The sequence below is a fragment of the Paenibacillus sp. NRS-1782 genome, from assembly GCF_050467685.1.
Taxonomy (GTDB): domain Bacteria; phylum Bacillota; class Bacilli; order Paenibacillales; family Paenibacillaceae; genus Paenibacillus; species Paenibacillus terrae_A.
The window spans coordinates 18986-41362 of sequence record NZ_JBITPH010000024.1 but is presented as its reverse complement, the minus strand read 5'-3'; the positions used below and the strand labels follow the sequence as shown (position 1 = coordinate 41362).

The window sequence follows — 22377 nt, the reverse complement described above, 5'->3', positions numbered from 1 at the left end:
TTTATATAAAATGTGCGTTATGCCATCCGTTAGTTTACCAACCCACATTATATATGAGAACCCATACATGCGGCAAGCATACGGCTGTGACTTTTCAGGATTTTGCTACATTCTCTACTTCTTCCTTTAAATCTCTTTGCTCATCTGAATATCTGTAACCCGATAGCCGGACTTGCGATACACATGCAAAGCCCGTTCATTATGCCCAAATACGTGCAAACCAATGCGGACAGCGCCCAGCCTGCGAGCTTCCTGTTCCAGGGCCCCCATCGCCAGCGTACCTAACCCCCGCTCCTGATATGAATCGTAGACGAGAATATCTAGCAGAAAAGCTTCTTTTCCTTGCACGCTATCCGTCATATTGAACCAGATATAGCCTGCTTCCTCTGGGCTCTCTATATCATCCGTATCCGAATACATCAGCATGTAAAGGTGAGCATGGGGAGTATCCAGTCTCTGTGGCAGGTATCGGGCAAAGCTTTCTGCCGCGCGTTCCGGCGCTTCTTCCACCGTCCATGTGCCAGCCTGGATTTTTTCATCAGCGTAGTCTGCCAGCGAGCGCTGCTCAAACCGTTCATATTGCTCTGCGTCCATCGGTACCAAGGTTACAATGCTGCTCATGCGTTCACCTTCTTTCTCAACCGAGTCGTGTCTTTAAGTCCTTTAATCCCAGCTACTCCAATTCCGAACATGACTGTGCGCAATTCCAGCTCCACCTGCTCCAAACGCGCCTCCAACGCCTCTCTGGAGGCAACCGCCGAGCCAAGCAAGGAACGTCCGAAACCAGCCATATCAGCGCCCAAGGCAAGTGCCTTGGCTGCATCGACGCCGTCTCTCAATCCACCACTGCCTATCAGAGCACCATTGGGCTGAGCGGCTCTGACTTCTACGATACAGTCTGCGGTGGAGTTTCCCCAATCCGCAAATGCTTCCGCCGCTGCACGGCGTACAGGATCGGGATTACGGAATTTTTCCACCTGACTCCAGCTTGTACCGCCTGCGCCCGCGACATCAATAAGAGCTACCCCCGCATCGTACAATCTCGAAGCCGTCTCACCATCTATCCCCCAGCCTACTTCCTTCACACCTACTGGCACTGAAAGCTGGCTGCACAACTCCTCAATACGTCCAAGCAATCCGCTAAAATCCAGGTTCCCTTCGGGCTGGAAAACCTCCTGCAATCCGTTCAAATGAAGTACCAGCATGTCCGCTCCGGCAATCTCCACCGCACGGCGACAGTCGTCCACACCAAATCCGTAGTTCAACTGCACCAATCCCAGATTGGCAAGGATTGGAACACTTGGTGCCAGACGGCGAACCGCAAAGGTCGGAGCCAATTCTTCCTTTTCCACCGCAGCCCGCACCGAGCCTACCCCCAGCGCCCAGCCGCGTTTCTCCGCTGTTTCTGCCAAGCGCTCATTAATCGCTCCCGTCTCGGCGCTACCACCTGTCATAGAGCTAATCAACAGTGGCGTTCGCACAGCTCGTCCCAGAAAAGTAGTGTCCAGACGTATTTCATCAAAATGCAGCTCAGGCAGAGCACAGTGTTTAAAGGCAAAGCGCTCCAGTCCATTCGTGATGCCTTGACCTGCCACGTCCTCCTGCAAACAAAGGCGGACATGCTCTATCTTCCGTTCACCTGTGCGTGCAGCAGGCAGCAAAGAACCGGATTTGCCAAAACCCTTAGGTGCTTCCGGTTTATTTTCCACATTACTCATCTATGTCCCACCTCATTTCAAGTCACTTCATGTATTTACACTGTTCTGAAAACACAAATAAGACCGCTCCCGAACACGGTAACCGATCTATCTATCGTCTACTTTTTGGTTAAGCTCTTGAAAACGGCTATTTTAAGGTACATTTATTGTATCATGAATGGAAAAATATATACACAATCAGTGAACATTTCTGCGTCCATTTGTACCTGTTTTAAGCTACGCAATGAATCATGAAAATGTTATAATGGAAGGCTGGAAAACCTCCACTTAGTGAAATATCCTGCTCAATCCCTATACGGATAAAGACTCTCCGCGCGATAAGCAGTCGATCCTGGATATCCGCGCCAAAACGACAGAAGGTGAGATTATCAATGTAGAAATGCAGCTTTTTAATAAATACGATACTGAAAAAAGAACGCTATTTTACTGGAGTAAGCAGTATTCAGGCCAATTACAGGAAGGTCAGCCATACAGCAGCTTAAAAAGATGTGTGACCATTAACATTTTAAATTACTCCTTTTTGCCCAATGAGCTATACCACAATGTGTTTCACTTGCGAGAGGATCGCACTGGAATTTCCTTGATTGACGATATTGAAGTACACTTTCTGGAGTTGCCAAAACTGAATGAGCAAGCTGTGTCTATGGAAGAGGGGGGCCTTGTCAATTGGCTGTTGTTTCTAAAAGGTACGGATCAATCCAAGTGGGAGGTACTGACGATGAAAGAGCCTGTTTTAAAGAAAGCGATGGATACCCTGGAGTTCCTAAGTCAAAACGAAGAGGCACGCAGACAGTATGAAGCACGGCAAAAGTATCTCCACGATGAAGCTTCCATGATTGAAGGGGCCACAATAAAAGGCATTGCCGCGGGAAAGAAGATAGGACAAGAAATAGGGCAAAAGGAAGGAAAGAAGGAAAGGAGGAAATGGCCCGAAATCTTCTCGCTCTTGGTATTGAATTGCCTATTATCGCTCAAGCATCAGGTCTCTCCGAAGAAGAAATCAAGGTTTTAAAGCCGCTTTAATGGGCCGAAAAAATGGGTAATCCCAGCTTCAAATGGTTGGGATTACCCAGGTCATATTAACATCCCTTATCCCTTCATTGAATCAGGCACATGTGAAATACTTTCTTGTTGTTCCTTCGTACGTCCGTTGCCGAACTTGAATATCAAAATGCCTCCGATAATGACCAGCACACCGATCAGCTTGGTAAAGGTGAACGGAATCTTTTCCAGTCCTAGCCAACCTAACCAATCCCACAGCAAAGCAGTGCCCAATTGTGCCGTTAATACGATAGAGATCGCATAAGTCGGACCCAGCAGCTTCACTCCTTGTACTAGACAGAACACCACCCCAACACCAATCATTCCACTGAACCAGTACCAGGGCTGCATATGCTGTAGTGTAAATGTATTTTTCCCTGCAAAAATAAGACTGCCGAGCAAGGAGGCTAGAAACCCCATTCCCAGCACAAGTGTGGTTGTGGCCCATGAGCCTGTTCGTTCGTTCACCTTATTATTGAATATCGTTTGCAGGCTAACAAAGGCTCCTGCGATAACCGCCAGTACAATTCCTAATAGCATGATTTCAGCTCTCCCCCGCTAGTTCTTTTACGATTGATTATGCTTCATAAATATTATGGCCTGCCAGTTGACCCAAACCTTCTCTGTCACGAATCACAATATAGCCCCGTGCTCGTTCCACCAATCCATCTGCGCTCATCTTGCGAATCACACGGTTGAGATGCCTGTAGCTGGTTCCGATTAAATTCGCCACATCTACGAGACTGGACGCCCGCAGTTCCTCATGAAAAGAAGCATCACCTTCGTCAAAAGAAACGGATAGCAGATAACTGGCCAGCCTGACTTCTACGGGATACATTAAGTTAAAGCTGGAGAAGTCGGAATCCATGCAAAACTTCCGGGTAACGATATCCAGCAAAAATTGCAGCATTGGAGCGTAGTCTCTGCCATATTTATTCATCCACTGGTGGTGAATACCGATTACATATATAGGAGACACAGCCTCCACCGTGTTGATCACGTTGCTGCTGCGAATATATTCAACATCTCCTATGATCTCAATCGGTGTTTTAAAGCAAAGAACCAGTGTTTTGCCTTCCGTTGAACTGGTATAAATCTTGACCTTGCCCTGTACCAATATGTACAGATGTTCAATGGAATCTCCTTGGGAGCACAGCTTTTCCCCTTGTTCCAAACGATGCAGCGACAAATAAGGCCGCAGTGGCTCATGTAGTATCGATTCTAACTGATGCAATTGTAAAAAATGATCCAGTTGCTCTTGATCCTGAATTTCTTTCATGCTTGGGCTCACCTTCGTTTTCTACGTTCTGGGTTCCATCTCCGAATGAAGTTCTATTTAGAGCTTCAAAATGATCACACCCGCAATCATCATGCCAATGCCTATAAATTGCGGGAGCTTCATCTTCTGCTTCACTACACCGAACCATCCGTTTATATCAACCAGGAAGGTCAGGCACAACTGGGCAATCAACAGCGCCGAGATCGTGAACGTAACCCCAATATGCTGAATAGCGGTGACTTCACTGAATATGATGATAGCTGCAAAAGCGCCACCTAAGAGATACATGGGCTTCACCTGCTTCATCTCCACCAAACTGCCATCTCGTGTAAACATCCAGACCAATGCCGCCAAAATAACACCCGTCAGTTGAGTAACCGTAGCCGCCTGCCATGTACCGATATCCTGACTAATCCGTGTATTCGCCACCCCTTGCAGCGTAATACAAGCGCCTCCCAAAAAAGCAAACAAAATTCCTCTCATAAATCGTTATTCTCCCTACCTATGTGACTTTTCTATATCAGGATTTTGTAAAATCCTCATATTTATTAAAGTATAGGTTAGTCTCACCATAAAGGACATATGTCCTGAAACAACTCCAACCATCCAACCCTTTCCTTCCGATCATTACGCTTCAATCCTGTACATTTGCGTTAATAACTAGATAATATCCCATCATAAACTGCATGTTCCGGCACGATGAAATTGAATGCAGCATTCATATAGAGGAGTTGACCGTCGTATGGCTAAACATAATCCGCTGGTATAATACGTCCCATGAGCAATATCATACCAAGCTGATTTATATTGCCAAGGGACAAGGAGATCACATCATTTTGAGCGGCTCCACGAATTTTACACCACGTAATCTGGACGATCTGAATCTGGAGAATGAATTGCGGGTGGCCGCTCCAGCGGACAGTAAGCTGACCCGACAGATTGCGGCCTATTTTGATACATTGTGGAATAACCGGGGAGCTGAATACAGTCTGGATCTGGAAGCTTACGAGGATAACTCTACATTTTGGAAAGATATACTATATCGTTTACAAGATATGTTGGGCTTTACCACATTTTAAAATTGGGAGGCACTGTTGCGTGCTTGCTTTCTTCATTCAACCTATAGCAGCGGTGAAAGCAGCCGGGCGAGTGATTCCATCAAACGCTTGAACAGACGCTTTTTCATAAATTCCTCGCGGACGATCAGGCTGGCAGACTGCAAATCCCGCTCATAATCCGCCACCATCTGCTGTACACTCTGCGTGCGGATCAACAGAGCATTGACTTCAAAATTCAGGTGGAAGCTACGCATGTCCATATTAGCCGTCCCGATGGTCGCAACCTCCCCGTCAATAATGAGGAGCTTGGAGTGAAGGAAGCCTTTTTCATACTCATATACCTTGACCCCAACCTCCAGCAACGTTTGAAAGTACGAATGGGACGCGAGGAACGGCAGCCACTTGTCCGGTTTCGCAGGAAACAGAATCCGCACGTCCAAACCGGACAGAGCCGCCATCCGCAGTGCGGTCAAAATATCTTCATCCGGGATAAAATAAGGAGTGGCAATCCATACCGATTTGCGGGCGGATGTGATCATGGAGAAGAACAAATTTTTGAGCACTCTTCGCTCATTATCCGGGCCGCTGGCAATAATCTGCACGCCTCCGTCCGTAATGGGCTCGATTTTGGGGGACAGATATTCCTTATCCAGCACCGATTCACCCGTCATATGAAGCCAGTCCTGCAAAAATATAAGTTGCAGTGTCCGCACAGCCTCGCCCTTTACGACCATGTGCGTGTCACGCCAAAAGCCGTAGGCTTTGTTGCGGCTGAGGTACTCATCCCCTACATTCAGACCGCCGATCAATCCAATATCGCCGTCAATAACCACAATTTTACGGTGATTACGGTAGTTTACACGACTGGAAAAGAAAAGAATCCGCGCTCCGCCATAAGCGACGACTTCTACCCCCGCATCCCGCATTTCCTTCAAGAAAGTCTTCGACAGCTGAATGCTGCCCACCGCATCGTACATAAACCGCACCTTGACGCCAGCTTTGGCCTTTTCGATCAAGATTTCCTGAATGCTGGTGCCAATATCATCCGACCGAAAAATGTAGTATTCCATATGGATATGATGCTCTGCCTTGCGTAGTTCCGCCAATAGTGTGGAGAAGGTTTCATCTCCGTTGTTCAAGATTTGGGTTTTCGCCGCAAAATAAATCGGGGAACGGGCCAACCTGCGTGCCAAACGCATCAGCCGCTGCTGCTCATCTGTAAAGCAGGTCAGATCGCGTTTGACGTGCATGGCATCCTTCTCAATACGGTCGTAAGCCTGCTGGTCACGCAATGCCTTTTTGTTATACTTGCGCCGTTTGAACACATTTTGCCCAAACAAAAAATAAAGAGGAAGTCCAACCACTGGCAGCAAGGCCAGCAGCAAAATCCAGGACATCGTGGTGGAAGGATTACGATTCTCCGAAAAAATAATCAGACTGATGGAGATAACCGACAGCGTAGAAAAGATACTGATGACGGTTCCTTCATTTGTGCCGATGGAATTAAACAAGCCAAAATAATAAATACCAAAAACCATAGCCGCAATTAACACGGCCAGTAAGCTTCGCCTCATAATTTACCTCGTTTCCAATGCACTATATCCTCATCAAACAGCAAGAAACAGACACTGTATATATCAACTAGATGATTCATCGTTAAAAAATAGACATCTTCATTATATTGTACATGAGCACCTTATTTCTTCCCACTTTTTTGTTAAGATTTATGAAGAAAAAAAGAATGCGTAGAAAAACTCAAAACAAAACCGGATAAAGCCGGGTTGACACTTACTTTTTTTCGTGCAAAAATAAACTAACGAACGTTAGGTAGGTGAGAATGATGGGAATGGAAGACATTCGAAAAGCCGCTCTTTTCCAATTTGCCGCCAATGGGTATGAGGGGGCATCCTTAAGCAATATTGCCACTGAGGTAGGTATTCGAAAACCTTCTATATATGCTCATTTTCAAGGCAAGGAGGATCTGTTTTTGCAGGTGGCGAGGTTCGCTTTTCAAGAGCAGAAATCACGTATTTTTGAATACTTTTCGGAACGCAGAGATCAGCCGCTGGAGCATACGCTGCATGACTTCCTGTTTTGGATGGGACAGGAATATGAGAGCAACAACACAGCCAAGTTTATGCTTCGCTTTTCCTTCTTACCACCTGTGTCCTTGTATACCGAGGTTCTGGATATTGTTAATCCTTTTCTGGAAAATATGGAGCGAAAATTAACTCGCATCCTCCGGAATGCACGAGATAGGGAATCCTTTGGACATATGGAGCCAGGGGATGTGGCTCTATCCTTCATAACACTGCTGGACGGAATCATGGTGGAACTGCTCTATAGTGGCAGCCTGAACTACCACCGGAGATTAAAAGCTGCATGGCCTATTTTTTGGCGCGGCATTACGTTGACCCCGCCTCATGAAGCGTGAAGGACAAGAACATAACGAGTGATTAATGTACAACTATTCTATATTTAAAGGGGAACGCTCATCATGAATCGCAGCTGGATTTATGTTTTTATTGGTGGCCTTATTGAGGTCGTATGGGTCTCGGGTCTCAAGCACGCAGATTCTGCACTCGCCTGGATTGTAACCGTGCTGGCTATGATCGCCAGCTTTTATTTGATCATGAAAGCGGCTAGTCGTTTGCCTGTAGGCACGGTGTACGCTGTATTTACCGGACTTGGGACAGGCGGGACGGTTGTAAGTGAAATGCTGCTGTTCGAGGAACCGTTTCAATGGTCCAAAACACTGTTAATCGCGCTCTTGCTGGCAGGTGTCGTAGGCCTGAAATTGGTTACTGACCGGGATGCTCAGGAAGGGAGTGGCGCATAATGGCTTGGATTGCATTGGTTATCGCGGGATGCTCGGAAGTGTTTGGAGTCATTGGCATGAAAGGAGTTACGGTCGGCAAGGGCTGGAAGGCATTCATGCTCATGTTTCTATCTTTTGTCATTAGTTTCTCGCTGCTCAGCTACGCTATGAAGAGTTTGCCTATGGGAACTTCCTACGCGGTATGGACAGGCATCGGAACGGTCGGCAGCACGATTACAGGCATGTTCTTGTACGGTGAACAAAAAAGCGTATTGCGTGTCTTGTTCATCGCTATGATTCTTGCCGCAGCATTGGGTTTAAAGCTGATTTCTTAGCATTTTGCATAAATCCAAAGAGCGGCTTTCAATCAGCAATCGTATAGATCGGGATGATCCTGTCCGTCTATATATTGTACTCAGGTGCGAATGGAATCGAATGGCGCAAATTGCTGATCTTAAAAGGAGTGATGCCTTGTGATTACCACTGTAACGCTTAACGCGGCTGTGGATAAAATCTACACGGTTGCAGGCTTCGGTCTGAATGCCGTCCACCGGATCGAGGGCGGCCTGACGGTGCCGGGCGGCAAAGGCGTGAATGCCGCCCGCGTCATTCGCACTTTGGGCGAGCCTGTGCGGGCGACAGGGTTTGCCGCCGGACACACCGGACGGCTGCTCATCGACGGGTTGAGCGCGGAAGGCGTAAGCGCCGATTTCATCGAAACGGCGCAGGGGGAAACCCGTCTCGCCATTACCGTGCTCGACCCGTCCACACGCACGCAGACCGAGCTGATCGAAAGCGGCCCAACTATCGGGCCGTCTGAGCTGGCCGCGCTGCGGCGCAAGATCACGACCCTTGCCGCGGACTCGGCTTGGGTCGTGTTCTCGGGTAGCCTGCCTCCGGGCTGCCCGCCGGATCTGTACGCCGAGCTATGCACGCTGGCGAAGGCGCGCGGTGCGCGAGTGGCGCTGGACGCGAGCGGCGAGGCCTTGCGCCTGGGGCTGCGCGGAAGGCCCGACCTCGTGAAGCCTAACGAGGTCGAGGCCGCCCGCTTCGCCGGCATCGAGGCAGCGGGCGCGGATGCCGCTGATGCGGCGGCAGCGCAGCTGCTGGAGGCCGGAGCGCAGCTGGCCGTCATCTCGCTCGGCGCGCGCGGAGCGCTGGCGGTGACGCGTGATGCGCGCTACCGCGTGAGCCTGCCGAACGCGGACATTGTCAGCGCGCTCGGCAGCGGTGACGCCATGGTCGCCGGGCTGGTCACCGGCGCGGCAGCGGGGCTGGAGCTCCCGGCCATGCTACGGCGGGGAGCGGCCTGCGGCACGGCGGCGGCTTTGCACGCCATCGCCGGAAAGATCGAGCTCCAGGACGTGCAACGTCTGGAGCAGGGTATTACAGTGACGCTGTTGTAATCAGCGTCACTTTTTTTCATCCAATCCACACATTCTTTTATTCGATGTTGCGAATGTTTGATGCTCCGAATGTCCTGTTCTCCGACTGACTTACAGCAAAACCCTCTTTTCCAGTATATTTTTCATACAAATATGCGACTTTGAAGGGCCTAATTTCAGCAGTGAATCCTGAAACTCTGCAATTTCCTCTACCGACGCGGTTTGTACCTTGATGAGATAATTAAATTCCCCGCTGATGCGAAATAAATCGTTGACCTCCTACGCTTTTCTACAAAAATCAACCAGCTCCTGGCAATGTTCTGTCTTTAATAGAATAAACGTGGTCGTTCCCCGATTCAGTTCACGTAAATTAAATACGGTGCTATACCCGGAAATAATCCCTCGATCCTCCAGCTTGATCATTCTTTCTTTAACAGACGGTTGAGACATCGAGATTTCTTTACTGATTTGGGAAATAGATATCCGGGCGTCATGCTGAAGCAACTGCATAATTTTATGGTCAATAATATACCAAAAAACCCTTGCTCATGGAGCAAGAACCTTTGTAGAACCGGATCAGCTCACGCTTGGTGAACCCCCTCTGGTGGTAAAAAATGCTGTGATCTATAGCCCCAATGGCGAGGTCATCGAATTTATCGAGGATGTAGATTTTGATATGGATTTTTCATATTTCACTTAACCCTGATCTATGATCCATCCGGAAGAATTAAAACGATTTTAATAAAGGACCGATATATTGATAAGCTACCTTTTTCACCAGCATGGATGGGCACGAAATTATATTTAATATTAAGTTGTGCAAAGGAGTAGATTATCATCTCAATTGATTTCAATGTGTATTGGTTTCATTTTAGCTCCGAGCTGCTGATGCCGTTCTTCTGCTTGCTTGGATTAGTACTCATCTATTTTGGATTCAGGACCATCCGCCGCCATCGCTACCGCAAACGCCATTGGGTTCGCACCAAGGGGCAAATCGTGGATGCGCATATCGAGGTCGACGTTGATGTCGTTCCCTTTGACCGTGATGATCCGATAGATACCAGCTACACCCGCCGATTGAAGGTGCGCTTCTACACCAATTCAGGTGAAGTCGTAGAATTCTGGAATCCTTATAGCACCAATCTGAGCTTCAACCGGGTTGGCAGAAAGATTAACGTATTATACAATCCGGCGAACCCGCGGGATGCCCTAATCGCAGGCGGTGTAAATGGGGCAGGCTGTCTTGCCTTTATGCTGTTTATGATCGGTATTCCCTTCGCTTTAACCGGGGTATTCGCTTTATTGAAATTTTTCTTGTAACAAGGTTTGGATCATATGCTGTTCATGAAATTTACCGCCATATAAATAGCCAGACCTAAAATAATCAAGGACGATATTTTATTGAGCATGATGCCGAATCTTCCTTCTGATCCATACGTCCTACAAGACGGCCGGCCGTCGCCAAACCAATAAACCATATCCACGACACCGACACGGCGGCCAGTCCCCCTGGTTAAACACAAATACATTTTGAACCCCTAAGGGCAAAATCAGCCCTAATGCCAATAAAACGGCATGGATAAAAGCTTCTAGCATGTTATGTACTCCCCCAAAAATCATTACCCTCCCTCTCTCTCATCTTTCGATATTTCCTTCCTGTCCTTGATGTGATTATCGCTCTGAATTTCCTGATTTTTCTGCACATCCTTTAAATCTTGTATGTGCTCCAAACGATTTACTGTAAGCTGATAATCCCGAGGGTTGTTCATATTAAAGACAGATTGCTGCCACATTTCTAGGCTCGTCCCCGGACAATCGTTCGCTGTCACATTACGAACGTTCAGTAGGTCCAGCCAGTCAATCAGACGCAGACGACCATTACGCAGACATTGCTCGGCGGACGGCAGCACACTTCGATGATACATGCCCAGCAACGGATGTATACGCCCATCCACAGAAGTGATTACCGCTTGTAATGCTGATTCCGTTGGCCGGTTCAACAAGCCATTTCCACCCTTCAGTGCTTGCTCCCCTTCCGCTTCTTGTTTCCTTTGGTCACTGGTTGTCTTTTGCACCGCTGCCCAGTCCATTGTATGGGTAATCAAGGCACGCAATACCTCTGGCTGCACGAAGGGCATATCACAGGCGACGACAATCCCCCACTCCGTTTTGGAAGCAGAAAGCCCCGCATGGATGCCGCTCAAAGGCCCCAAGCCAGGATACAGGTCTGTCGTCGTTTCCAGTCCAAACCGTCTATACTGCTGCGTATCTAGGGCCACGACGATAACTCGTTGCGCTACTTGCCCTAGCACAGCAGATATTCTCTCCAGTACTGTAACTCCCCCAAGCTGGAGCATCGCTTTATCCTGTCCCATTCTGCTAGATCGTCCGCCTGCTACGATAATTCCAGTCACCTCCACCATCACCATTAAACCTCCTTTTCCCAGATAAACTCTATCATTAATTATGAATGATTACAGAACCGTTGGCTTATACTCACTCAGGTGGATTTCAAAAACAGAAACGGACGATAACACACCTGTCTCAGGATCAACTTCATGATCCAGCATCCATTTCTGTTCCACGTAGTGACTTATGCCCTATTTTCGCCTGCCAACACTGAAATTTGTTTAAAACCATAGCAACTGAATATAAATAAATACATATTACATAATTGTTAATTTATTGGTTTGTTAACCCTTTCAACACATGATACATTGAATAGAGAATCTTCCCATAGATCGGCATCCTATGCTTTATTCTCTACCGGGCTAAGAAAGGAATGGCTTGCCTTGCAAAATAGAGAAATTCAAGAGACTCCTCTATACTCCTTAAAGCTGTACAATTTTTTTCTGTATGGAGCCATGGTCATTTTCTCCAGCTTCTTCCCGTTGTATCTGCAAGAGATCGGCATGGACAAGCTTGAGATCGGGAGCCTGATGGCGATTGGGCCTTTTGTATCGGTATTCGCGAATCCCTTCTGGGGATATACCAGTGACCGAAGCCGTAATCTTCGGCGTATTTTGCTTTTTATGATTACAGGTACATTGCTGCTACTGCAAGCTTTATTTCATGTCCATACGTATGTCATGATTTATGTGTCGATGATCGGTTTTTATTTCTTCCAAAGTCCTTTGTTCGCCCAAAGTAACAGTCTCATTCTCAGCTACATTGAGGGCACGGACCGGAAATTCGGCTCCTTTCGCATATGGGGCTCCTTCGGCTGGGCTGTAACGGCGGCACTAGCTGGCCTGATCATTGACCAAACGGGAATATCCAGTATATCCACCATCTTTACTGTACTGCTTTTGGCTGCCCTGATCTGTACTCTGGCGATTCCACCCCTGAAAAGCAGCGTTGAAACGGCAACCATTCATTTGCGTGGCTTTGGCAGCATTTTATTGAACGGATACTTTATATCTTTCATTTTGTTGGGTATCTTGGTATCCATTCCGAATTCGATCAACAGCGCCTTTATGTCCCTGTATATCACCGAGCTGGGCGGGTCCAAGCTGATGCTGGGTTTTGCTGTCTTTATGTCATCGATATTCGAAATTATTGTTTTTTTGCTGTTCGACCGCTTCTTGAAGAAAAAAATGACAGTGATGGTCGGCTGTCTGGCCCTTGTCAGCTTGCTGTTTGCTTTACGTTGGGAGCTCATGGCCTTGGCCACGGACCCGATTCAGATCGTGTTCATTCAGGCACTTAATTGCGTCACCTTCGGTGGATATTTCTATGTAGGCACCCAGTTGACCGTCCTGTTCACACCGGTAGCTTACCGCTCATCCGGGCAGGCCGTATATACGTTAACGTGGAGCGGGATATCTGGCATCGTAGCAGGCTTTGCAGGAGGTTGGCTGTTTCAGAATTTCGGTGGCGAAATGATGTACAATGCAGGTGTCTTCTTTGCCTTGCTCGGCTTTATAGGATTTGCCATCATGTGGTATATGCTGTACAAGAACGGCTACAAGCCCTGTCATGCCGAAGACCACAAGCAAGCAGAAGAAGCCCCTTAACAATACCCGGGAATGGAACACCCTGTTCTTCTCCTGCTTGCCCCTTACAAACAGGGATGTCTAGTATCGCCAACTATCACTATATATGAAGCCCGTGAGCGTAAAGTAAAGGAGTCTGCCGATGGCAGACTCCTTTTTGACTTGGTCACTCGAGGCCACCATTCGTCCCACGCTGTCCAATAACTATTGCTTGGGCAATTGGAAAGAGCTTTTCAGTGACACCACACGGTTAAATACAGGCTCACCCGGCTTGGAAAGCTTTGGATCGACACTAAAATAACCATGACGGAAAAATTGGAACTTGTCCTGCGATTGTGCTTCCTTCATATTCGGCTCGACAAAGCCGTGAGCAATTTCCAGAGAGTTTGGATTCAATTGGTCGAGGAAGGTTTTTTCTGTTCCATCCTCTTCAATCGCTTCCGGGTCTTCTGCGTTAATCAAAGGCTCATACAGGCGGAATTCAGCAGGAACGGCCTGAGTAGCCTCCACCCAATGGATGGTGCCTTTGACTTTACGTCCGGTAAAGCCGGACCCGCTCTTGGTTTCTATATCGTAGGTACAATGGATTTCCGTTACATGACCATCCGCATCCTTAATGACATCGTTACATTTGATGAAATAAGCATGCTTGAGGCGTACTTCATTGTTAGGGAACAGGCGGAAGTATTTGCTCGGCGGATTCTCCATGAAATCCTCACGCTCGATATAAATCTCACGCGAAAACGGAATTTGACGTGTGCCCAGCTCCGGATTTTCCGTGTTGTTTTCCGCTTCCAGCATTTCAACCTGACCTTCAGGATAGTTCGTAATGATCACCTTCAACGGATCAATGACCGCCATCGTACGAGGTGCCTGTAGCTTCAAGTCCTCACGTGCAAAATGCTCCAGCACTTGCAGGTCGATCACGCCGTAGGCTTTGGAAATGCCTGTCTCATATACAAAGCTGCGGATCGCTTCTGGCGTATAGCCACGACGGCGCAAACCGGAAATCGTTGGCATACGCGGATCATCCCAGCCGTCTACATGCTTCTCATCTACCAGAAGCTTGAGCTTACGCTTGCTGGTTACAGTTTGAGCCAGGTTCAGCCGTCCAAATTCGTATTGGTGCGGTACCTTTTCCATCTCACATTCGGCTACAACCCAATCGTACAGCGGACGCTGATCCTCAAACTCCAGCGAACAGAGTGAGTGCGTTACACCCTCGATGGCATCCTCCAGCGGATGGGCGTACGAATACATCGGGTAAATGCACCATTTGTCACCCGTGTTGTGATGCTCGGTATGCGAAATACGGTAAATCACCGGATCACGTAAATTAATGTTTCCCGAAGCCATATCAATTTTGGCACGCAGCACCTTTTCACCGTTTTGGTATTTCCCTGCACGCATTTCTTCGAACAGCTTGAAATTTTCCTCCACGCTACGTTCACGGTAAGGACTGTTTTGCCCCGGTTCGGTCAGTGTGCCACGAGTTTCGCGGATTTGATCCGCGCTTTGATCGTCCACGTAGGCTTTCCCCTTTTGGATCAGCAGAACGGCGCGCTTGTACATTTCGTCAAAATAGTTGGAGGCAAAATGTTTTTCCTCCCATTCATAACCGAGCCACTTCACGTCCTCCTGAATGGAGTTTACGTATTCCGTGTCTTCCTTCGCCGGATTCGTATCGTCAAAACGCAGGTTCGTGCGTCCTCCAAATTCATCTCCCAGCGAGAAATTGATCCAGATGGCTTTGGCATGTCCAATGTGCAAATATCCGTTCGGCTCCGGTGGAAAGCGTGTAACAACTTCCTTTACCTTACCCGTACGTAAATCCTCTTCAATGACATTCTTAATAAAATTGGGGGGAGTGATCGGCTTCTCCACGCTAATCAACCTTTCTTCCGTGTAATCTGTACAAAATTGGTTCCCTTAAATATACCCTTTCACACCGCATAACTCAATAAAACGAAAAACCTTATGCCCTCTTCAGCCCAAAAAGTAACAAGTTATGAAAAAGAGTTAACATTTCTGACAAATAAATTCGTTATAGTGTATATATCTTTTATTTTACCCGGAAAAGGAGAACCCACCCGTGTTTAAGCTACTCATCGTGATCCTGCTGTCTATGCTTTTGTCCTCTTCCGGTATAATTTCCGGTCATCCTTCACCGGCTCCGGCACCTGAACCCATACAATCTCGTCCGTTAGCCGTCGCTCCTGAAGACTCATCCGTAAAATTGTATGTTGAGGAGCCGTCCCAAGGGCTATTTCACATAGCCACGCTGGAAATCGGCCAGCAGCGTCGTACATTCGCATGGTCAGGCTCAGCAGATGTCGCCACCGCACCACAGTTGTACTATACGGATGTAAACGGCGATGGCGTTCACGAAGCTGTAGTCATCCTGACCCGCGCTTCAGGCACGGGTGTCGAATTGCAGGAGCTTCATATCGTCAACGCACAGACCATGGAAGAGTATGCGGTTGAATCGGCGGCAGACGCCGTATCTCAGCGTGTCCATAGCAGTGTGGAACTGCGTGACCATAACCGGCAGGTGCATATTGCAGTTACGATTGATGGCATCACACACACGATCGATCCCAAAGCATCGGCGTTTTACGATGATCCAGCCCATTTTACAGACCACCTCGATTTCAGCTCTGTCGTCATGTATGATGCCGAACAACGTCCTCTGCGCGCCACCGTATCCGGCAGCGTATCCCCAACCGAATTTGTAGGGGATTTGGAGCTGAAGTATGTATATGAGCATGGACGGTTCCGGGTGGGACCTATTGAGTTTGCAGCTTCCTCTCCGTTTTGACGACTCTCTCAGAATAAGGTAGCATGGGATTAAATGCTAGACTGGCTGGTTTAGCGATTTTCCGAGTGAAAGAGGGGATCAATCATGTTTACATACGCGTTGGACGAACGCACAGTCCTTCGTCCGCTCACCAAGGAGCATGTGCAGCCTCTGTTTGAGCTGATCGAAATGTCCCGTGACCGCCTGCGTCAGTGGCTTCCATGGGTGGATTCCACCACGGAAATCAGCCACACAGAGCAGTTCGTGCAGAGCGCCTTGAAGCAAGCCGCAGAGAACGGGAGTGTGACCGCTGGAATCTGGTTGGACAACGAGCTGGCTGGCATCATCAGCTACCATGAAATCAATTGGACTCATCGTTCGGTCAGCATTGGATACTGGCTTGGACACGGTTACGAAGGACAAGGTCTTATGACCAGCGCATGCCGCGTATTCATCGAGTATGCACTGATAGAGCTGGACCTGCACCGGATCGAAATCCGTTGCGCCACCACCAACCGTCGTAGCCGGGGGATCCCGGAACGTCTGGGCTTCGTGCTCGAAGGTATTATCCGCGAAGTGGAGCTGCTGCCCGACGGCTATATGAACCATGCTGTGTACGGCATGCTCCAGAGCGAGTGGAAACAGCTTCGGTAATCTTGCATCATAAGGAATAGCGCCGCAACCCGTTTAGGGTCTGCGGCGCTATTCCTTATGAACGGCTTATAGGAGACTATAAGAAGCTGATTGCGCTATAGAATCCATGTCTATTTTAAGAAATAGGCCATTAACACATCGTCCACGAATTGGCCTGCTATGTAAAACTCCTCATGCAAGCGTCCTTCGATCGAGAATCCGCATTTTTCATAAAACATTAGGGCCTCCGTGTTGCACGAGAGTACCCGCAAGCTTAACTTGCGAATGCCCTCAGCGGCTGCGATATCCTTCATGGCGTTCATAAGCGCCATCCCAATACCTTTGCGGTGATAGGCTGGATGCACGGCTATATTTATTTCCAACACATGGCAATTACTAGCCAATAGCGTTGGAGAACGAAATCCGATATAACCGCATAGTACTCCCTGTTCGATAGCGACCAGTTGAGAGCCCGGAGGCGTATTGCGCAAAAACTCCCCACGCGACTTCCATGACAGCGAGGCGGGGGCCGTTCGTTCATTCCATACCAATTCATCCAGCGCAATCAGATCAGGAGCATCCTTCATCTCCGAATGACGTATCGTCAGGGGTTGACTTGTAAGCAAATTCTTTCAATCCTTCCTGTGAAGGCTTTCCTGAAGTATAGGCAACAACCATTCGTCATTTATTGTACCATAATCACGAGCTTGTCACAGTCTTTATTAGGACTTAAGAACTGGAAACGTCTGCCTTGGACATAGTAGTCTCAAAAGCAGCCTCTTCACGGCGGGAACGGTTCAATCTGCTATGCAGAATGAAAAACAGGATGGACAAAACCGCCACGCCCGCTGCCAGCCAAAGTGTGGGTGGCAGACCTCCGCCATCATATAGCCTCCCCATGATATAAGGCCCCATCACCCGTCCGGCAGCGCCAATCCCCCCGACTAACCCGATGTAAAAGGGTGCTCCCCGACCCCCGTGGTCCGACAAAAATGCCGGAACCGCTGGTGCGATCAGCATCTCTCCCAGGGTTGCCAAAACCATGGCGAATATCATCCCCGTATAGTTCTGTGTGCCTAGCATGACGATATAGGCAACCAAATAAAATCCTCCGGCCCACGTCATTTGAACCGAAGCATGCCGGGCATAAAGACGCTTGAGCCAGAAAATAATCGGCTGTGCAGCAAAAATAAGCACACCGTTCAGTGTCCATAGTAGCCCGTACATCGTTTTAGGCAAGCCCTGCTCAATAATATATGGAGATACGCCCGTATTCCAGATCGAATTACCGAACCATAAAAAGAGGGAGCCTAACCCGACGAAGAGATACAGCCTGGTATCACGGAAAAGCAGCCGCGCTGGTATTTCCTCTGTTCTTTTCTTCACAGACTTGCTGAGATGAACTTCTCCCTCTTCCCGGTCGACCCTGCTCAGATAGGACCAGAAAAACCCGGCAAATACCGCAGAGGTAATCCCGTTCATGACAAAGCTGAACTGATAGGAGAGATCGGCCAGAACGCCGCTCAGTCCCGTACCCAACGCCACCCCTATATTATTGGCAACATAGATAATGTTAAACAGCTCTCCACGACGGTCAGCAAAGCGGAAACCTACAAATGCCTGAATTGCGGGCACAGATACGACATTAAAAAAGCCGATAAAGCCCATCATAATAACAAACGCAACCCAGTGACCGCTGGTAAAAGGAAGCGTGAGAAGTCCCAGCGCGTTCATTGCCAGCGAGCCGACAATCAGTTTTTTGGCCCCAATGCGGTGATAAAGGGCTCCTCCCAGCACCTGACCAAAAATCCCGCCCAGGGACTGCACCAAAATCGCAATCCCCGCATCTCCCATACTGCGGTGCAGCTCGTCAAACACATACATGCTAACCAACGGCCACATGAGAGAGCTTCCGGCGGAATTAATCAGGCTGGCGACAAGAAACACTTTCACTTCTTTCGGATAAGAATCCAACCATTTCATATATTTTGTTTCTCCTTTAGCATCTGACACCATAACAAGACATTATCTCATTGACGCTTCACATTCACCACCGTTGAAAAGAAAGTAGCCCCCCGCCCCATATCCGACAGTCGGTCAGAGGTTAGTACATTGGCACGCTGTCTGCGTCCTTTACCTTCCCACCATAACCCTTGGCTAATCACCGTACCAGGCAGCATCAGATCCGTGACCTTGGCTTCCAGCTCATACGTTCCCCGGTCGTTCCATACCGTAACCGGATCACCGTCCGCGATGTATCTTGCCTGAGCATCCTCCGGGTGAATTTGCAGCAAAGGTTCCTGTTCCAGCCGCTGATGCTTGGGCAAATTCGCGAACGTAGAATTTAGAAAATTATGATTCGGTGGCGAGATAAACATCAGCGGGAACCGCTCGTCCGCTTGCGGTCGATGCTCTCCGTCATATCCTTCGATCAGCGGCACATACGAAGGCATCGCGGGCAAACCCGCCTGCTTCATCTTTTCCGAATACAGCTCAATCTTGCCCGAAGGCGTAGTCAGACGATCCAGATAGGTAGCCTTTGGCGTCATGTCCAGTTTGACAAAAGGTGACTTTTTTAAGGCTTCCAAGGTCACACCGTTGAGATAAGGATTCGTCGGGTTATCAAGTGCACCCGCGATCATGTCCTCTTCACTTTCCATGAAAGCAGCCTCATCAAAGCCCATAGCCTGTCCGAGCAGGCTAAACAGCTCATAGTTGCTTTTGCTTTCCCCGAGTGGAGCAATGACCGGCTCCTGCATCTGGATATAATGATGCCAATACGATTTATACAGGTCTGTGCCTTCAAAAGAAGACGCCGCAGGCAGGACAATATCCGCATAGCGGGCCGTATCGGTGAGGAACAGGTCGTGAACGACCGTGAACAAATCCTCCCGTTCAAATCCCTGCGTCACCCGATCAGCATCAGGTGCTACGACAACCGGATTGCTGCAATACACGAACAGCGCCTTGATCGGCTCGTCCTTCTGTAGCAGCGCTTCGCCGATTTGGTTCATGTTGATCACCCGGGCATCCGGGTTCTTACGCAGATCAGGACGCGCCAGGTTGGCACTGTTGAATTTGCCGTAAGCCCCATTGGAACGTGATGCTCCCCCGCCGTGCTTCAGCCATTGCCCGGTGAGCGCAGGCAAGCATGTAACCGCGCGTACATTCATACCTCCATTATCGTGATGCTGAAGTCCGTTGCCAATGTTGATATACGCCGCTCGCGCCTGCCCGTACATCTCCGCCAGACGGATAATATCTGCTTCCGGCACGCCTGTAATGCGTGAGACCCGCTGTGGAGTATATGCCTTCACATGCTCGCGCAGTTCCTCATGACCGACCGTATATCGACGCAAAAATTCATCGTCCGTCAGCCCTTGCTCGAACAGTACATGCATAACACCCAGCGCAAGCGCGGTATCCGTCCCCGGGTAGAGCGGAATGAACCAATCCGCCCATTGCGCTGTCCGATTGCGGTGGACATCAATGACGATCACCTTGGCACCTTTTTTACGTGCCTTCTCAGCCAATACCACTTGATGCATATTGGTGCTAATGACATTTCCACCCCATACAATAATGAGGTCAGCATCCTCTGTATCCTCCGGACTGGTGCCACCCTTAAAACCCATGACGGATGCCCAGCCTTCATTCCCAGCCACACTGCAAATCGTCTGGTCCAGTTGGCTTGAACCCAGCGCATTGAAAAAACGGCGATCCATCCCGTCCACACTCAACACGCCCATATTGCCGTAAAAGCTATAGGGGAGAATAGATTCCGGTCCGTCCGTGCGAATCAGTTCCTTGAAGCGGCCTGTAATGGTATCCACTGCCTCCTCCCAGCTAATTCGTTCGAACTTCCCTTGCCCCTTGGGACCTACACGCTTCAACGGATAGAGCAGCCGCTCAGGATCATACACTCGCTCCGTCATATTGCGAACTTTGTTGCAAATGGCTCCTTTCGTAATAGGATGATCCGGATTACCGGTCACCTTGACGATCTTTCCATCTTCCTTGTGAAGCAGGAGCCCGCACGTATCCGGGCAATCCAGCGGACATACAGCCGGAAAAACACCGTCCGTACGCTCCGTCGTTCGCTGCCCCCTTTGCAAGTCTTGCTGAAGCACAGCCTCAGGAGGCGCGCTGTTGCGATGATCCATGGTGTTGATGCTCCTTTCCGTTACCGTTTCCAAAAATTACACTGTTCTTATCATATATACAGCTATGTCCTATGGCAAGAGAAGGATTTTGCCAACCCAAATCCGTCCACAAAGCTCAAAAAATCCGCTTGCTGCTCACAGCAAAACGGATTTCTAATATTCTATATTTTTTTTGATCATACCTGTTTCAGTATTGCATACCAAGGGTAAAAGAGATCAAGGCATTATGGACGAGAGCACACTCATCCTCCATGCCAAATCATGGACCACTCCCAAAAAAATCCGCCATGACAGGTTTCGTTCCCCCGGACCTGCCATGGCGGATTTGCTTTGTTCCCATTTTTTCAAAGCGCTGCTTAATCAAGCATGGTCACTCAACGGAGTTGTTGCAGTAGACGAAGGTGCCTGAGATGAATCATTCACAGAATGTACAGCGGAATGGGGCTTTTTCAAATATGCCAACCAGTAAGCTCCAGCTACGAACATGCTTCCTCCCACCAAATTCCCCAGCCAAACCGGAATGAAGTTCATGACATAATCTGCCCATGAAAAATGACCTGCGAAAATAGCCGCCGGAATCAGAAACATATTGGCTACAACGTGCTGGAATCCGATAGCTACAAAGGCCATTGTTGGGAACCAGATCCCCATAATTTTGCCACCGATCGAATCCGTGCTATACGCCAGCCATACAGCCAGCGCTACCAGCCAGTTACATCCAATACCGGATATAAACGATTGCAAAAAACTCTCATGCAGCTTGTGTCCCGCCATATCAACCACTTTGTCCAAATAAGGTCCTGTCTCGGTTAAACCCAGCACATGACCAAAGAAAAAGGCAACAAACAACGCGCCTGCAAAATTACTAAGCGTAATAATCGCCAAATTACGGAACATCGCCCCGGTCTTGATCCGTCCTGCCCATCTCGCCAAAGGGACAGCCATCATATTACCAGTCAGCAATTCTCCGCCTCCGATCAATACCAATACCAGACCTACAGGGAACACGGCTGCTCCAATAAAGGTAGCGATACTTCCCCATTCTTTGGGTGCGCTTGCGATAACACGTATATCCAGCAAAAAACCAAGCGCAATGAATGCACCTGCCAAAAATCCCAATACCACCGCCACAGTCCATGGATTGTTCGCTTTGGCCACTCCTGTTTCCACCGTCTTTTCAGCAATCTGCACCGGTTTATAACTTGCCATATATTCCGCTCCTTTAACATCTTTTCACTCGAATGTTCTCTCTCATATTTTATTTAAAATCAGTGATTTTGTTTGTGAAAAAAATCACTTTAATGAATATTAAAAAAAACAGCCCTTGGATAAAGGGCTGTTTTTCATGTATTATTACGTCTACTGCGCCTACTATGCGCTTTACATTTAGTTGTATTCTTCCTTTTCAACTGCTCTCAAGAACCAAATAACTCCGCCGAGGCCTCCCAGCGCCACGACTACAAGAAAAAGGATATAAAACAAATCCATAA

General features: G+C 48.5%; 20 protein-coding genes and 5 pseudogenes. 11 read left to right on the top strand and 14 right to left on the bottom strand.

The genetic code is table 11. The features are described 5' to 3' along the window. Nucleotides 1–126: 126 nt before the first annotated feature. Complete coding sequence (locus ACIFQM_RS10660; protein ID WP_430038682.1) at nucleotides 127–621, bottom strand: GNAT family N-acetyltransferase; 495 nt, start codon at nucleotides 619–621, stop codon at nucleotides 127–129. Beyond that, nucleotides 618–1718 carry a type 2 isopentenyl-diphosphate Delta-isomerase gene (gene fni / locus ACIFQM_RS10655; RefSeq protein WP_430038684.1) on the bottom strand — a complete coding sequence of 367 codons (1101 nt, stop codon included), beginning with the start codon at nucleotides 1716–1718 and terminating at the stop codon, nucleotides 618–620. The genes ACIFQM_RS10660 and fni overlap by 4 nt, the downstream gene beginning before the upstream one ends. A gap of 248 nt (nucleotides 1719–1966) precedes the next feature. On the opposite strand from fni, the pseudogene ACIFQM_RS10650 reads away from it, so the two are divergent. After that, a pseudogene (locus ACIFQM_RS10650) lies at nucleotides 1967–2741 on the top strand (Rpn family recombination-promoting nuclease/putative transposase); the annotation flags it as partial. Nucleotides 2742–2807: 66 nt separating this feature from the next. Here the strand turns inward: ACIFQM_RS10650 and ACIFQM_RS10645 are convergent. The 3 genes from ACIFQM_RS10645 to ACIFQM_RS10635 are packed head-to-tail and all read right to left on the bottom strand — an operon-like array spanning nucleotide 2808 to nucleotide 4521. Next, entirely contained in the window at nucleotides 2808–3299 is a 492-nt protein-coding gene (locus ACIFQM_RS10645; protein WP_430038686.1) for a DMT family transporter, read from the bottom strand. Nucleotides 3300–3336: 37 nt separating this feature from the next. Further along, complete coding sequence (locus ACIFQM_RS10640) at nucleotides 3337–4038, bottom strand: Crp/Fnr family transcriptional regulator (protein WP_430038687.1); 702 nt, start codon at nucleotides 4036–4038, stop codon at nucleotides 3337–3339. Between the two features lie 57 nt (nucleotides 4039–4095). Further along, nucleotides 4096–4521 carry a DMT family transporter gene (locus tag ACIFQM_RS10635; protein WP_430038689.1) on the bottom strand — a complete coding sequence of 142 codons (426 nt, stop codon included), beginning with the start codon at nucleotides 4519–4521 and terminating at the stop codon, nucleotides 4096–4098. Nucleotides 4522–4793: 272 nt separating this feature from the next. Between ACIFQM_RS10635 and ACIFQM_RS10630 the strand changes: the two are divergent. Further along, nucleotides 4794–5117: pseudogene (locus tag ACIFQM_RS10630) on the top strand (phospholipase D-like domain-containing protein); the annotation flags it as partial. Between the two features lie 41 nt (nucleotides 5118–5158). Here the strand turns inward: ACIFQM_RS10630 and cls are convergent. Beyond that, nucleotides 5159–6670 carry a cardiolipin synthase gene (cls, locus tag ACIFQM_RS10625; protein WP_430038691.1) on the bottom strand — a complete coding sequence of 504 codons (1512 nt, stop codon included), beginning with the start codon at nucleotides 6668–6670 and terminating at the stop codon, nucleotides 5159–5161. Nucleotides 6671–6936: 266 nt separating this feature from the next. Here cls and ACIFQM_RS10620 point away from each other — a divergent pair, with 266 nt between their 5' ends. The 4 genes from ACIFQM_RS10620 to ACIFQM_RS10605 all read left to right on the top strand — a co-directional run bounded on the left by ACIFQM_RS10620 (nucleotide 6937) and on the right by ACIFQM_RS10605 (nucleotide 9320). Further along, nucleotides 6937–7530 carry a TetR/AcrR family transcriptional regulator gene (locus ACIFQM_RS10620; RefSeq protein ID WP_430039054.1) on the top strand — a complete coding sequence of 198 codons (594 nt, stop codon included), beginning with the start codon at nucleotides 6937–6939 and terminating at the stop codon, nucleotides 7528–7530. 63 nt (nucleotides 7531–7593) lie between these two features. Then, nucleotides 7594–7935: a DMT family transporter gene (locus tag ACIFQM_RS10615; RefSeq protein WP_430038693.1), complete on the top strand. Its 342-nt coding sequence runs from the start codon at nucleotides 7594–7596 to the stop codon at nucleotides 7933–7935. Then, on the top strand, nucleotides 7935–8249 hold the full coding sequence (locus tag ACIFQM_RS10610) for a DMT family transporter (RefSeq protein WP_430038695.1): 315 nt from the start codon (nucleotides 7935–7937) through the stop codon (nucleotides 8247–8249). Before ACIFQM_RS10615 ends, ACIFQM_RS10610 begins: the two co-directional genes overlap by 1 nt. A 138-nt stretch (nucleotides 8250–8387) precedes the next feature. Next, a complete protein-coding gene (locus ACIFQM_RS10605; RefSeq protein WP_430065440.1) occupies nucleotides 8388–9320 on the top strand; it encodes a 1-phosphofructokinase family hexose kinase in 933 nt (310 codons plus the stop codon). Between the two features lie 90 nt (nucleotides 9321–9410). On the opposite strand, the pseudogene ACIFQM_RS10600 reads toward ACIFQM_RS10605, so the two are convergent. Then, nucleotides 9411–9827, bottom strand: a pseudogene (locus tag ACIFQM_RS10600) (Lrp/AsnC family transcriptional regulator). On the opposite strand from ACIFQM_RS10600, the pseudogene ACIFQM_RS10595 reads away from it, so the two are divergent. Both ACIFQM_RS10595 and ACIFQM_RS10590 read left to right on the top strand, forming a co-directional pair. Further along, nucleotides 9826–9999, top strand: a pseudogene (locus ACIFQM_RS10595) (VOC family protein); the annotation flags it as partial. The pseudogenes ACIFQM_RS10600 and ACIFQM_RS10595 overlap by 2 nt on opposite strands. Nucleotides 10000–10154: 155 nt before the next feature. After that, a complete protein-coding gene (locus tag ACIFQM_RS10590) occupies nucleotides 10155–10619 on the top strand; it encodes a DUF3592 domain-containing protein (RefSeq protein ID WP_430038703.1) in 465 nt (154 codons plus the stop codon). A 174-nt stretch (nucleotides 10620–10793) separates the two neighbouring features. Here ACIFQM_RS10590 and ACIFQM_RS10585 read toward each other — a convergent pair. Beyond that, a pseudogene (locus tag ACIFQM_RS10585) lies at nucleotides 10794–10895 on the bottom strand (LysE/ArgO family amino acid transporter); the annotation flags it as partial. Between the two features lie 23 nt (nucleotides 10896–10918). Beyond that, a complete protein-coding gene (gene mobA, locus ACIFQM_RS10580) occupies nucleotides 10919–11722 on the bottom strand; it encodes a molybdenum cofactor guanylyltransferase (RefSeq protein ID WP_430065438.1) in 804 nt (267 codons plus the stop codon). A gap of 369 nt (nucleotides 11723–12091) precedes the next feature. Between mobA and ACIFQM_RS10575 the strand changes: the two genes are divergently transcribed. After that, a complete protein-coding gene (locus tag ACIFQM_RS10575; protein WP_430065435.1) occupies nucleotides 12092–13315 on the top strand; it encodes an MFS transporter in 1224 nt (407 codons plus the stop codon). Nucleotides 13316–13498: 183 nt separating this feature from the next. Here ACIFQM_RS10575 and ACIFQM_RS10570 read toward each other — a convergent pair whose 3' ends face one another. Further along, nucleotides 13499–15178, bottom strand: coding sequence for a glutamine--tRNA ligase/YqeY domain fusion protein (locus ACIFQM_RS10570; protein ID WP_430038707.1), 1680 nt, complete (start codon nucleotides 15176–15178; stop codon nucleotides 13499–13501). A gap of 208 nt (nucleotides 15179–15386) precedes the next feature. Between ACIFQM_RS10570 and ACIFQM_RS10565 the strand changes: the two genes are divergently transcribed. Further along, nucleotides 15387–16112 carry a copper amine oxidase gene (locus ACIFQM_RS10565; RefSeq protein WP_430038709.1) on the top strand — a complete coding sequence of 242 codons (726 nt, stop codon included), beginning with the start codon at nucleotides 15387–15389 and terminating at the stop codon, nucleotides 16110–16112. A gap of 84 nt (nucleotides 16113–16196) precedes the next feature. Continuing rightward, nucleotides 16197–16745, top strand: a complete 549-nt coding sequence (locus ACIFQM_RS10560) for a GNAT family N-acetyltransferase (protein ID WP_430038711.1) — start codon at nucleotides 16197–16199, stop codon at nucleotides 16743–16745. 110 nt (nucleotides 16746–16855) lie between these two features. Here the strand turns inward: ACIFQM_RS10560 and ACIFQM_RS10555 are convergent, their stop codons facing one another. The 4 genes from ACIFQM_RS10555 to ACIFQM_RS10540 all read right to left on the bottom strand — a co-directional run bounded on the left by ACIFQM_RS10555 (nucleotide 16856) and on the right by ACIFQM_RS10540 (nucleotide 22096). Next, nucleotides 16856–17350: a GNAT family N-acetyltransferase gene (locus ACIFQM_RS10555; protein ID WP_044646190.1), complete on the bottom strand. Its 495-nt coding sequence runs from the start codon at nucleotides 17348–17350 to the stop codon at nucleotides 16856–16858. Nucleotides 17351–17453: 103 nt separating this feature from the next. Next, a complete protein-coding gene (locus ACIFQM_RS10550) occupies nucleotides 17454–18707 on the bottom strand; it encodes an MFS transporter (protein WP_430065433.1) in 1254 nt (417 codons plus the stop codon). Nucleotides 18708–18754: 47 nt separating this feature from the next. Next, a complete protein-coding gene (locus ACIFQM_RS10545) occupies nucleotides 18755–20887 on the bottom strand; it encodes a molybdopterin-containing oxidoreductase family protein (RefSeq protein ID WP_430038715.1) in 2133 nt (710 codons plus the stop codon). Nucleotides 20888–21247: 360 nt separating this feature from the next. Next, nucleotides 21248–22096, bottom strand: coding sequence for a formate/nitrite transporter family protein (locus ACIFQM_RS10540; protein ID WP_430038717.1), 849 nt, complete (start codon nucleotides 22094–22096; stop codon nucleotides 21248–21250). Nucleotides 22097–22377 lie beyond the last annotated feature (281 nt).